At 59.8% G+C, this 12,793-nt stretch carries 11 protein-coding genes; 4 read left to right on the top strand and 7 right to left on the bottom strand.

Features of this window, described 5'->3' with window-relative positions:
• The 4 genes from VNX23_RS17900 to VNX23_RS17885 all read right to left on the bottom strand — a co-directional run.
• The coding region (locus tag VNX23_RS17900) for an MFS transporter (protein ID WP_325632163.1) at positions 1–625 on the bottom strand (625 nt) is incomplete at its 3' end.
• A gap of 85 nt (positions 626–710) precedes the next feature.
• On the bottom strand, positions 711–2,297 hold the full coding sequence (locus tag VNX23_RS17895; protein ID WP_325632161.1) for a wax ester/triacylglycerol synthase family O-acyltransferase: 1,587 nt from the start codon (positions 2,295–2,297) through the stop codon (positions 711–713).
• A 123-nt stretch (positions 2,298–2,420) separates the two neighbouring features.
• Positions 2,421–4,121, bottom strand: a complete 1,701-nt coding sequence (locus VNX23_RS17890; protein WP_325632159.1) for a long-chain fatty acid--CoA ligase — start codon at positions 4,119–4,121, stop codon at positions 2,421–2,423.
• A 32-nt stretch (positions 4,122–4,153) separates the two neighbouring features.
• Positions 4,154–4,921 carry an SDR family oxidoreductase gene (locus VNX23_RS17885; RefSeq protein WP_325632157.1) on the bottom strand — a complete coding sequence of 256 codons (768 nt, stop codon included), beginning with the start codon at positions 4,919–4,921 and terminating at the stop codon, positions 4,154–4,156.
• 1,241 nt (positions 4,922–6,162) lie between these two features.
• On the opposite strand from VNX23_RS17885, the gene VNX23_RS17880 reads away from it, so the two are divergent.
• The 4 genes from VNX23_RS17880 to VNX23_RS17865 are packed head-to-tail and all read left to right on the top strand — an operon-like array spanning position 6,163 to position 9,931.
• On the top strand, positions 6,163–6,921 hold the full coding sequence (locus VNX23_RS17880; protein WP_325632155.1) for an acetoacetate decarboxylase: 759 nt from the start codon (positions 6,163–6,165) through the stop codon (positions 6,919–6,921).
• A gap of 16 nt (positions 6,922–6,937) precedes the next feature.
• Positions 6,938–7,921 (top strand): 3-hydroxyacyl-CoA dehydrogenase NAD-binding domain-containing protein, encoded by a 984-nt coding sequence (locus VNX23_RS17875; RefSeq protein WP_325632153.1) that lies wholly within the window; start codon positions 6,938–6,940, stop codon positions 7,919–7,921.
• Positions 7,918–8,838 carry an SDR family oxidoreductase gene (locus tag VNX23_RS17870; RefSeq protein ID WP_325632151.1) on the top strand — a complete coding sequence of 307 codons (921 nt, stop codon included), beginning with the start codon at positions 7,918–7,920 and terminating at the stop codon, positions 8,836–8,838. The genes VNX23_RS17875 and VNX23_RS17870 overlap by 4 nt, the downstream gene beginning before the upstream one ends.
• Complete coding sequence (locus VNX23_RS17865) at positions 8,729–9,931, top strand: CoA transferase (protein WP_325632149.1); 1,203 nt, start codon at positions 8,729–8,731, stop codon at positions 9,929–9,931. Before VNX23_RS17870 ends, VNX23_RS17865 begins: the two co-directional genes overlap by 110 nt.
• Positions 9,932–9,969: 38 nt before the next feature.
• On the opposite strand, the gene VNX23_RS17860 is transcribed toward VNX23_RS17865, so the two are convergent.
• The 3 genes from VNX23_RS17860 to VNX23_RS17850 form a co-directional block, all read right to left on the bottom strand.
• Positions 9,970–10,206 carry a hypothetical protein gene (locus VNX23_RS17860; protein ID WP_325632148.1) on the bottom strand — a complete coding sequence of 79 codons (237 nt, stop codon included), beginning with the start codon at positions 10,204–10,206 and terminating at the stop codon, positions 9,970–9,972.
• 101 nt (positions 10,207–10,307) lie between these two features.
• Positions 10,308–11,846: an AMP-binding protein gene (locus VNX23_RS17855; RefSeq protein WP_325632147.1), complete on the bottom strand. Its 1,539-nt coding sequence runs from the start codon at positions 11,844–11,846 to the stop codon at positions 10,308–10,310.
• A gap of 57 nt (positions 11,847–11,903) precedes the next feature.
• Positions 11,904–12,793: DUF5938 domain-containing protein (locus VNX23_RS17850; protein ID WP_325632145.1), on the bottom strand; the 890-nt coding region annotated here is incomplete at its 5' end.

The raw sequence follows: 12,793 nt of genomic DNA, 5'->3' as shown, positions 1-12,793 counted from the left end.
GAAGGTACACAAGAAGGCCGAGGATAATCGCTGGCAACCCTTGCACGAGGAACAGCCATTGCCAGCCGTGAAGACCGCTGAAGCCATCGAAATATTTCAGGATGAAGCCGCATAGTGGTCCCGCAATGACGGACACGATGGTCGTGGCCGACATGAAGATCGCAATCACCTGTCCGCGCCGCACGGAGGGATACCAATAGGTGAAATACAGAATGACGCCGGGAAAGAAGCCCGCCTCAAAGGCGCCAAGCAAGAATCTTACCATGTAGAATTGGAAGGGTGTTGAGACGAACATCATGGCGCAGGCAGCCGCCCCCCACAGCACCATGATGCGCAGCAACGTCTTGCGGGCGCCGATCCTCTCCAGAAGAAGGTTGCTGGGGACTTCGAACAGGAAATATCCCACAAAGAAAATGCCCGCACCGAGGCCGTACACCGCATCGTCAAACGGTAAAGTCTGCTTCATCTGCAGCTGCGCATACCCGATATTGATGCGGTCCAGATAGGCGACCATGTAAGCGATCAACAGCAGGGGTATGATGCGCCAGTCTATTTTGGAGAACACGGCCTTGTAAGCCGGGTTTTCCAATGCTGGCGATGCCCTGTTTGCAGCTACCGTATGCATGTTCGTTTCCTCCAAAATATTTCTTCAATTCCAGTCGCCCGGATGCGGCATCGGCTGCGGCCGGCGCCTCCGGGAAATGATGGGATCAATCTGTCTTGGACGAACCGGCCCGGGCATTTGATCGAATAGCAACCTTGTTTGCCGCTGCCGGCCTCCGAGGCGCCTTGGGCTCTATCACCGCGACCGATTTCCTCTTTTTGGAAGCCTTGTCAGGTTCGTTCGACTCCAACACCGTAGTTGCCCCGCTCACGGCCTCACCGACCGATGGCAGTGCCTCGATTTCGCGCAGCGCCGCTTTGAGATGCCCGATCATTTCGTGCGACTCTTCCTGCGACAGAACGCGTCGGCAGGCCGTGAGACCGAAATCGAGCAATCCGGCGTAACTCTGCACCGTGATGTTAAGCGCGCTGCCGTGATACGGTATCGAGACAGGGAAATAATCCGCGATCCGCGCTCCCGCCACGTAAAGCTGCATCGGCGGTCCCGGAACGTTGGAGATCACGACGTTGCCAGCCGCCGGCAAACGGCTCGCGAGATTGGAACGACCAAGCAGCGAGGCCAGACCGGTCATCAGCCATGGAGAGCCGGTAATCGGAATGTTCACCCCCAATACCGGCTTCAGCTCCCTTACAACCGCCTTGGCCGCCTCAGACGACGCGTGGATCGCCTTGAAACGCGTGGGCAGATCATCGATATCGGTCGCCAGTTCGACACGCACCATGGTCACTTGGTTGTTCATCGCACTGTCGCCCTCGGCGCGCAGGCTGACCGGTACCATCGCGATCAGCGGCTCCTTGGGCAGCAGGCCTCGCTCTTTCAGGAAGCGGTGCAACGCGATGCTGCACATCGCCATCACGATCGTGTTGACGGTGCCGCCGACCCGCTTGCCCAGCGACTTGACGTTAGCCAAAGGGAGCGACATCGTGCTGTATGAACGCTGATTGGTGATCGAGTCGTTGAAGATCGTGTTCGGCGCGAGGCCGAGATCCAAGGAGCGCCCACCTTTCTCCGTTCGCTGGCTGGCAACGACGCTGGCCGCCGTGCTGAACGCCTTGGCTGCCGTCGGCAACAGCTCCGCGAGCTTGCGGTATTGCTGGGCGGCATTGGTGGCCGCGGCCTGCAGTAACTCGGTGACGCCAAGCTGGTACTGACCGCTCGTGCGCTTGCGCCGTGGCGGCGGCACTTCGCGTATCTGCGGCGTGGTGTCATACAGCACCTTCGCGAGTTCGGCTCCGGACTTGCCGTCGACGCCGCTGTGATGCGCCTTGAAATAAAAGGCGATCTGCCCGTTTTCCAGGCCGTCGATGACGTACGCCTCCCATAACGGACGGCTGCGATCGAGCAGCGAAGCATGCAGCCGCGCGATGAGCTGCTCGAGCTGCGCCATCGTGCCGGGACGCCGCAAGGTGGTACTTCGCACGTGGTAATCCAGGTCGATGTCATCGTCGTCGATCCACACCGGTTCGGCAAGTTCGAACGGCATCTGCGCCAGTTTGCGGGTTAGTATAGGCGAGAGATGCAGGCGCTTGCCCAGCATAGCCTTGACGTCCTCATAAAAGTCGCCCTGGTAGCCCCGAGGAAGGTCGAGTAGCAGCAAGCTCCCGACATGCATCGGCGTCTCGGGCGTTTCGAGATGCAGGAATGAGGCGTCAATGCCGCTGAGTTGGTCCATCTTCTTGCCTCCCGTGAACTGTCAAGCAACTGTTTGCTCGGCTGCGCTACGAGCCTAAGCTGACCTGTGCCATTTCATCTAAAGCGTTTCGCGACGACACTTAAGGTCTATGCCCATCGAGCGTTAGGTCCGACTAGGCCAGCGTTCCTCTTCGTCGTACAAATCCTTCTTCGAGATCTTGCCGACCGGCGTCTTCGGCAATGATTCCTTGATCTCGAGTGCCTGTACCATTTCGTGCTTGCCGAGTTTGTCCTTTAAGAATTCCTGAAGCTCTTTCAGCTCGAAGGACGCGGCGCCTGCCTTCAGCTTGACGATGACCTTCGGCGACTGGCCGCGGTATTCATCCTTGATACCGATCACCGCAACCTCTTCTACAGAAGGATGCTTATAGACGGCCTCCTCAAGTACTCGCGGATAGACATTGAAGCCGCCGCACAGCAGCATGTCCTTGGTGCGGTCGACGATGTAGACGTAGCCATCCTCGTCCATGTAGCCCACGTCGCCGGTCCGCATGAAGCCGTCGGCTGTCATGATCGCAGCAGTGGCTTCCGGATTCTTCCAGTAGCCCTTCATGATGTTCGGGCCTCGGATGCACAATTCACCTGATTTCCCCATCGGCACGTAAGTCGCATTGTCGCCGACATCGAGAAACTTCATGGTAATCCCGGGGCTCGGCACACCGCACGAACCAGCACGCGGCTCGTTGGTGACAGGTGTAAAGGTGCCGGTCGGCGACGTTTCTGTCATCCCCCAACCCTCCGCCAGCCTGCACCCCGTGAGCTTCTCGAAGCTCTGCTGGACTTCGAGCGGCAACGGCGCGCCGCCGGAGTTGCACCATTTGAGCGAACTCAAATCAGCTTTCCCCGCTCCGGGGTGATTGAGGACCGCCACGAACATCGTCGGGACGCCAGGAAATGCAGTGATCTTCTTTTCCGTCAAATCCTTCACAACTGCTTCGACGTCAAACCGCGTATGCAGAACCAGTTCTGCGCCGATGCGGATTCCCAGCAGCATGTTGACGGTGAGCGCGTAGATATGGAACGGCGGAAGCACAGCAAGCACCCGCTCCTTGCCTTCATCAAGCGTCGGCGGATCAGTGCGCGTGGTTTCGACGCATTGACCGGTGGCGGCCGTCAGATTGGCATGGGTCAACATCGCGCCCTTCGGCAGGCCAGTCGTGCCGCCGGTATATTGCAGAACCGCAATGGCATCCGTCAGATCTGCGATCGGATAGCTGCGGTAGATGCCGTCGTTATTGAGCAGCGCCCGGAAAGCGATATGCCTGTCGTCATTCGGGACGCCGGAACGCTGCTTGGTCGCCTGCATCTGCGCGTTGACGGCATCCGGCTGTGCCGACATTTCGCCGAGATTGCCGACGATCAGCTTCTTCAGCCTGGTCTTGCCGAGCATTGCCGCCATCTGCGGATAGAGCGATGCCATATCCAGCGTGATGAGGAAGTCGGTGTAGCTGTCCTCGATCTTATGCTCCAGCACTTTGGCGGCGTCGAGCGGCGAGTAATTGACCACTGTGCCGCCGGCCTTGAGAACCCCGAACAGGCTGACAAGGTAGTGGGGCGTGTTGGGCAGATAGAGACCAACATGAACCCCAGGCTTAACACCGAGCTTCTGGAGACCGTTGGCCGCACGGTTGGCGAGATCGTTGAGTTCTCTATAAGAGATCTTCCTGCCCATGAAATCGACCGCCGGATTGTTCGGCCATTTCAATGCGGATTCTTCCAGAATCTGCTGAACGGGCATCAGCGGGATTTCGGCATCCCACCTGACTCCTGGCGGATAAGATTTGATCCAGGGCATGTCGATCATGGGGTCTCCCTCCCTTCCCGGCTATTAGGGCTTCAAATCGCGGTGACCCCACCATCGACCGCAAGCGTCTGGCCAGTGATGAAGGCACAGGCGTCGGAGGCGAATAGCGCCGTTACGCCCTTGAGATCTTCGGGACCTCCGCCTCGCTTCATCGGCGCCATCTCTGAAGTCGCATCCGTGTCGAGCTGCGCGGTCATCTTGGTCGGGAAGTAGCCAGGTGCGATCGCGTTGACATTGATGCCGAACGGCGCCCATTCGTTGGCAAGGGTGCGAGTCAGGTTCACAACCGCACCCTTGCTGGTGTTGTACGCGAGCGTTGGCACGCCTTCCGGATAACCGCCGGTCAGGCCCTGGATCGATGCAATGTTGATCACCTTGCCGCGCCGGCGAGGCAGCATGCAGCGACGGCCAACCTCCTGCGAGGCAACGAAGATCGCCGTGACGTTCAGGGTGATCACTTTGTTCCAGCCCTCGAGCGTATGTTCGATTGTCGGTGCCCCCCAGGACGTACCGGCGTTGTTGACGAGGATGTCGATCGCGCCGAAGGCTGCGATAACCTGTTCTATCATCGGCGGAATCGCGGCCAGGTTTCCCATGTCGCAGACTAGCGGCAAGGCCTCGACACCGAGCGATTTGAGATGCCCGGCTGCCGCATCCAATTCGTCCCCCTTTCGCGCAGTAATTGCGACCTTCGCACCGAGTTCGCCCAACACTTCCGCCATCTGAAGGCCGAGGCCTCGCGATCCGCCGGTGACAAGGGCCGCCCTTCCCTTCAGATTTTGCAACTGCGCAAGACTCATGACCTCCCCCTCATCGGTACTATCTTCCCTTTCGGCCTCGAAGCGCTACTTCGGCCGCAGCAATTTCTGCAGATTGACGAGATTCTCCCGCACGCGTTCTTGCAGGACCTTCCGCGCGTTGTTGCGCACCTGCGCTTCCTTTGGGAGTTCGCGGAAGTTCGAGACCGCCTTTTCCAGTCAACGTCGGTACAGCTGTGGATTGCCGTGCTCGGCCGGCGGCAGCAGCTTCGTGATTTCACGACCCGGCCAGTCATCGACCGGCGCTTTCTCGGGATTTCCGCAAGACGCCAAGCGTCGCTAGCGAGCATGACCGCCTGGCGTACTAGATCAGTCGCCCGCCGCGCGATTTCGCGAGCAAAGACGCCGCCGAGAGACCACCCGATCAGGGTGACTTTGCGTTGATAGAGCCGCCAAAGATCGGCAAGTCTCGCATCCATGCCGGCCTCGACACCTGGACGCGGTCCATGGTTAGGCCGCCGCTTCCATCCGTGCGCTGCATAGCCTAGCACCTTGAGATAGGTTCGCAACGGTCTGGTCGAAATGTAGCTCGCGGTAACGCCTGGCAGCACCAAGCACCGGGTGTCCATCGCCGCGCGGTGCGTTGCAATAGCAGATAGGTCGCAAAAAACATGCAGCTCCCAAATCCCGTGCACCTCCAACGCAATCAGGACCTGCGACGGCGGCGGAACGTTGCCCTCCCAGTGTCGCGGAGTTTCCCGCTTTCAATATCAAGTCGTGCAGCTTGAGTTCGGACGCTATCGAGCGCGCCAGGATCACGAAAGGTACGGTTGGCGCGCAGGGCCAGTTAATTTGGGACAAGGCGAAGTCGGCGGAATAGCGACAGTTCGATTGACCTGTTGATTCGGCAAGTTCGCGATCGCGGCGATCGAATGTGGCGCTGCTCGTAGCCGGGCGGCGATCGGCGCACCAGCGCGTTCCATTGCTGGCTCAGCTTACCCAACGCGCCCATGGCTGCCTTCCATTCGATGGCTCCTTCCTCCGGTTGGTTGATGGGCTTAAGACCGTAAGTCCTGTCGTATCCCCAATGCAACGATGCCGCTATCGGCAATACCGGCTGCCGGTGAGAAAAAGCCGAGCCCATCGACTTTGTCCCGAAGTTAACCTGTACACGGTCCAATCGCGCCTTTCTCACCGATTCAACTCCACTCCGTTGAACCGCAACGGATTGTCCCAGAACCAACAACAAATGGGACCCGGGAGCCGGTACAGGGAGGATCACAATGAAAAAGGAAGAAGTGCTGAGGCAACTGACGACGCCGATCGGCGCGCCGGCCTATCCTCGCGGACCGTTCCGCTTCAATAACCGCGAGTATCTGAACATCCTTTATCGCACTGACATGGACGCTTTGCGAGCCGTCGTTCCGGAACCGCTTGAAATCGACGAACCGCTGGTGCGCTGGGAGATCATGCGCATGCCCGACACGGCGGGCCTGGGCGACTACACGGAGTGTGGGCAGGTCGTTCAGGTGCGCTTCGGCCGGGAAAAGGGCGAGTACCTGCATTCGATGTACCTCGACAATCTGCCAGCGCTCGCGTCGGGTCGTGAGATCAGTGCCTACCCGAAGGTAATCGGCAAGCCGCGGCTGTACGTCGATTCCGACACGCTGGTTGGCACGCTGGATTACGGCACCTTGCGCGTCGCGACGGCGACGATGGGTTACAAGCACCGCCCGATGGATCTCGATAAGGCGAAGACCGAGGTTTGCGTTCCCACCTTCATGCTGAAGATTCTCTGGACCTACGACAGCCCGAATCCAAGGGGAGAGCCTCGCATCTGCGAGTTGTTGCGTACCGAAATCACCGATATCACCGTCAAGGGCGCGTGGACCGGCCCGGCGCGGCTGGAACTCTTCGCGCATGCACTTGCGCCGCAAGCCGATTTTCCGGTGCGAGAGATCCTGGGGTGCAGCCACATCCTGACCGACCTGACGTTGGCTCGCGCCAAGCGTTGCTACGACTATCTCGACAATCCCCGCTAAGCGTACGGAGGAAGCCATGGCCTCGACCAAAGACAGCGCAGTTGTGCTTGGCCGCTATAGCAACATCTGTGTCATCGGTGCAGGCGTGATCGGTGCGTCGTGGACGGCACTGTTCCTCGCCCACGGACTGAACGTCGTCGTCAACGACCTGCAACCCGACATCGAGACCATGGTGAAGGCGGCACTGTTGAAGATCGCGCCAACCCTGCACGCGCTCGGGCTGCCGCACCAATCCCTCGACAGGAACCTGCGCTTTGAAACTGATCTCGATCGCGCTGTCGCGACTGCCGATCTGGTACAGGAGAATGGCCCCGAGCGCCCCGAATGGAAACAGCAGCTTTGGGCACGCATAGAGCCCGTGGTACCTAAGCACGCGCTGCTGCTGTCGTCGAGTTCGGCGCGCCCGGCCACCGAGCAGGGCCGCGAGATGAAAGACGCGAGCCGCCTGCTTGTGGGCCATCCATTCAATCCGCCGCATCTGATCCCACTAGTCGAGGTAGTCCCCGGCGAGCGCACCGACCCGAAGGCGGTCGAAGAGGCCCTGGCCTTCTACGAGGCGCTGGGCAAGGTGCCGCGCGTGCTGAAGAAGGAGATACAGGGCTTCGTCGCCAACCGGCTGCAGCGCGCCATCATGCGCGAGGCCTGCTATCTGGTGCAGGAGGGCGTGGTCACCGTCGATGAACTCGATGACATCGTCACCAGCTCGATCGGCTTGCGGTGGGCCGTGAACGGGCCGTTCAGCTCGTTCCACATGGGCGGCGGACCGAAGGGACTGGAATCTTTCTTTCAGCACCTGGGCAAGAACATGGCTGCTTCGTTCAAGGTGATTCCGTCGGTCGAACTCGACGAGAAGCTGCAGCGGCGCATCGTCGAGCAGGCCGCGGCCTCATTCGGCAGGACACCGATCCCGGAGATGGAGCGCAAGCGAGACGACGCACAGGTCGCGTTGCTGCGCACGTTGTCATCGCTTCCTGCGCCAGACGGCGAGAGTCGACTATGAGTGCCTCACTTGCCGGCCAGCGAGCGCTGGTGACTGCCGGCGCCGCGGGCATCGGCCTCGTCATCACCCAACGCCTGATCGAAGCGGGCGCGCGCTGCATGGTCTGCGATGTCGATGCCGCCGCGCTCGAGGCTTGCGCGTCGACAGTCGGCGGCAAGGACCTCGCCGTTCGCGCGGACGTGTCAAACGAAGCGCAGGTCGACGCGCTGTTCAGCCAAATCGAGCAGCGACTTGGCGGTCTCGACGTCCTGGTCAACAACGCCGGCATCTCCGGGCCGACCCTGTCGCTGGAGGAACTGTCGCTTGCGGATTGGCAACGCACCATCGCCGTCAACCTCGATGGCCACTTCCTGTGCTCGCGGCGCGCGATCCCGCTGCTGCGCGCAGCCGGTGGCGGCAGCATCGTCAATATGTCGTCGATCGGTGGCCGCCTCGGATACCCCAAGCGAGCATCCTACGCCGCAGCTAAGTGGGGCATTGTCGGACTGACCAAGACCATGTCGATCGAATTGGGCCCGGACAACATCCGCGTCAACGTCATCCAACCCGGGATGGTCGAAGGGCCGCGTGTCGAGCGCGTGATGCGCGAGAAGGCCGAGGCCACGGGAATGTCGTACGAGGAACTACACCGCCGCGCGATGCAACGCATCTCGCTGCGCCGTGGTGTCACGGCCGAAGACATCGCGGCGATGGTCGTCTTCCTCGTCAGTCCTGACGGCCGCAATATTTCGGGGCAAGCAATTCCAGTTGACGGATCAAACAAGCCTGGGCTGACAACCCGGGTCGCAGGAGGCGGAGGTAAAAGCGATGAGCAAAATCTTCGAAGGTTTGAAAGTCATCGATTGCGGCAGTTTCATCGCCGCACCGACGGCAGCGACACTGCTGGCCGATTTTGGTGCCGACGTCATCAAGATTGAGCCACCGGGTGCGGGCGATGCCTTCCGCATGGTACCAAAGCTTCCCGGCATGCCGCAGTCTCATCATCCCTATGGCTGGCTGCTCGACAACCGCAACAAGCGCGGTCTCGCGCTCGATCTGGCCAAGCGCGAAGGACAGGCTGCGCTTCACCGGCTGGTCGCCAACGCCGACGTCTTCATCACCAACTATCCGCTGGTGGTGCGAAGGAAACTTGCGATCGATCACGGACAGCTGGCATTGATGAACGAGCGGCTGATCTACGCATCTTTCACCGGCTACGGCGAGACCGGTGCCGAGGCCGGCAAGCCTGGCTTCGACGTCACCGCCTACTGGGCGCGCTCGGGACTGATGGACATGGTGCGGAGCGACGCGAATACGCCGCCGGCGCGCGCGCTCGCCGGCATGGGCGACCACCCCTCCGGCGTCTCGCTGTTTGCGGCAATTGCCATGGCGCTGTACCAGCGTGAGCGCACCGGCCACGGCGCGTTGGTCGGCTCGTCGCTGCTCGCCAACGGCATCTGGTCGAATGGCATTATGGCACAGGCAGCGCTGTGCGGCGCGACATTTACTCCGCGGCCGCCACGCGAGAAGCTCTTCAATGCGCTGGGCTGCTATTATCGCTGCCGCGACGGACGCTGGCTGCTGCTGGCGATCGTCAATGAGCAGCGGGATTTTCCAGTCGTCGCGAAGTGCCTCGGTCTTGACAACCTGATCGACGATCCGCGCTTCACCAAGCAGACCGATCGCTTCGCCCGCTCAGCGGAACTGATCGCGCTATTCGACGAGGCGTTCGCAAAGCGCGACCGCGACGAATGGCGCGTGCTGCTCGACGAAGCCGGCATCGTCTTCGAGTGCGTCGCCGAGATGGGCGACCTGTCCGCCGACCGGCAGTTGCTGGATGCGGGCGTGCTGGTTCCGTTCGAGAACGACGCGATGTTGACGATCGACAGCCCGTTCTTTGTCGCCGGTGCGGACAAGGTGAAGCCGCGCAAGGCGCCGGCGGTTGGGGAGCACAGCAATGAAATTCTACGTGAAGCCGGCTACGACGAAGCCGCAATCGCCAAGCTGCACCAGAGCAGGGTTGTCGCGTAAGCGGGCACGCTCGTTTACCTTCTTCGAAGCCAGCGGTATCAATTTTGCAATTGTGGTGTAGGCTGAACGTATGCAAGCCGAATGTTGACTTGCATTGAGCCAAACTTGAGGGACTCGGAGGGGAAGATGGCCAAGAAAGCGAAGAAGGCAAAAAAGGCAAAGACAGCCAAGAAGAAAAAGAAGTAACCTGCTTTGAAAACCTGATGTGCCGGGATCGCTGCCTTCGCAATACAGATAGGCGGTAGCTTCTTGCAGAGTATCAGCGCAACAGACAATCAGGTCGGGCCTTTGTGCGGATGACTGCTGCATAAAGGTCCGGTTTTTCATTGAAATGAATCTGAAAAAAGCTATTCAGTCAATCCAATCGTAGTCGCCGTCATCTCTTCCCGTTTGCCAGCATCCTCGCGCGGATCTCGGATTTTAGCACCTTGCCGACTTTGGAGCGCGGAAGGTCTTCCCAGATTTCAATCTGCTTAGGCGTCTTGACGCTTCCGACCAATTGTTTCACGAAGCGAGATACCTCGGCGACGTCGACGGTGCGTCCTGCTCTCGGCTGCACCACCGCGACGACGCGTTCGCCCCACTTCTCGTCTGGTAAACCTATGACGGCGCAATCCTGAATGGCATCGTGGGCTTGGAGGGCGTTCTCGACTTCGACGGAATAGACGTTAAAGCCGCCAGTGATGATCATGTCTTTTGCGCGATCGACAATATAAAGGAAATTGTCCGCGTCGAGGTATCCGATATCGCCCGTGTGATGCCAGCCGTGTCTTGAGACGTCTGCCGTTGCTTCAGCATTCTTGTAGTAACCATCCATCACCAACGACCCGCGAACCACGATTTCGCCGCGTTCTCCGGTCGGCATCAGATTGCCGTCGCCATCCATGATGCCGACCCGAACGAGCGGCCCGACACGGCCCGCCGACGACAAACGTCTGGTCGCGATCGAACCGTCGGGGTTGTAATGGTCCTCGGGTGGCATCATGGAGATCATCATCGGTGCTTCGGTCTGCCCAAAGAGCTGTGCCATCGGGCCGATCTTTTCCAGCGCCTCGGCAAGGCGTGCCACCGAAATCGGGGCCGCGCCGTACCAGAAGCATTGCAGCGAACTGAGATCAGTGCTCTCAAGCTTTGGATGATCCAGCAGCATGTAGATGACGGTAGGCGGAAGGAATGTGTGCGTGACCCGATAGCGTGCGATCAGATCGAGGAATTCCCCGATGTCCGGATGATGCATGATCACCACCCTGCCTCCGAGCGTCATAATGGGAAAACACAGCACGCCGGCAGCGTGCGTGAGAGGCGCGAACGCAAGATAGGTCGGGCGTCCCTTGAAAGGATAGCCCATTAGGGTCAACGCCGTCATCGTTTCGATGTTGCGTCCCGAGAGCATTACGCCTTTGGGTTTGCCGGTCGTTCCGCCGGTGCCGGGTATGAGCGCAAGATCATCAACGGGATCGCGCTGAAAGGGCTGGTCGTCGATATTGGCAAGCCAACGTTCGAACGACATCGCGAAAGGCAGATCGGTGTCGAGACATACGAGCTTGCGCAGCTTCGGCAGATGAGGCCTCATTTTGTCGACCATGGGCGCAAAGCCGCTGTTAAACAGCAACAGGCTGCAATCGAACGCATCGAGAATGAACTGGTTCTCTGCCGCCTCGTTGCGTGGATTGATCGGACACCAGACGGCTCCGGCGCGCGAAATTCCGAATACGCAGGCAAAGGCAGTCGAGTCATTGCCGGACAGGATCGCGACTTTTTCTCCGGGGCTTACGCCGGAATTGGCTATACCGCGTGCGATCCGATAGCTCAGGCGCTGCACGTCGCCATAGCTCAGGTCCTTTCCGTCCATGGTCAGGCATGGAGCATCAGCACCAAGCGACGCGCCCTTATCCAGATAGTCGACAAGCCGCACGAGCAACCTCCCCGGAAAGAAGGCGGGTGACGCGCTCGTACGCGCCACCCCGCTGCATCAAGTGTGAACCGTTAGAATTGGGTTCATCACCAGTCCGAAACTTCGCAATTGGCCCAGTAGTTCCCGATGTCCGAATGCCTGACAGGCGGACGCGAAGCCAACTTTCTTCGGAGCAGTCTGCAGCAGCGAGAAAGCGGCGTAGGCTTGCAGCATTCCGGTCTGCTTGTAATTGCAATTCCCGTGGATCACGCAATGGGCGCGACCGAGCGGTCCCGATGCATAGACGGAGTCGATCGAGGTATTGACACGGGGATTCTCGCGCGGCGGCATGGTTGCTTGCAGCGTTGCGGCAATATCGGCCAGCGCCTTCTCCTGTTGATCGGGCGGAAGCGGCTTTATTTTTTCTTTTACCATCTGCTGGGTTTGAACCACCCCCAACATGACGTCGCGCTGCATGACGCCGCCGAGCACCCTGCAATTGGACACGCGAGGATCGCTCTTGAACCAGACCGGATGCGCTGTGCCGCCCCACGGTACGGCGATGGCTCCCTCATGCTGACCGGGAACGTTGACCTCGAAATTGGCAGTTACGTCCCATTCAACAAATTTATTCTGGACGAGATAGTACCAGTTCGCCTTGAGGATGGTGAAGATCGTCTGCGTCGAGGCATAGGTCGGGAAGCCCTTCCATAGCACCAGGATATCGAGGGTATCGAGACCGGGTGTCTCGAGGCAAATGTTCGCTGCGATTTCTCCCGTTGTGTACATCTGGGCAACGTTGGGCGCGAGCAGCAAGGCTTTTTCCGCGAATTTTGTCCCCCAGCGCTCCTGCGCCAGCAGCACCCAGTCCTGTTCGCCGGTCGTATCAGTGTAATGACAGCCGGCCGCGAGGCAGGATTCGACAACTTCCGGGCCATACTTGATAAAGGGGCCCACCATATTGCTGA

The organism is Bradyrhizobium sp. (assembly GCF_035570375.1).
Taxonomy (GTDB): Bacteria; Pseudomonadota; Alphaproteobacteria; order Rhizobiales; family Xanthobacteraceae; genus Bradyrhizobium.
Note: the sequence above shows the minus strand (reverse complement) of the source record. Positions and strands in the feature narration are given on the sequence as shown.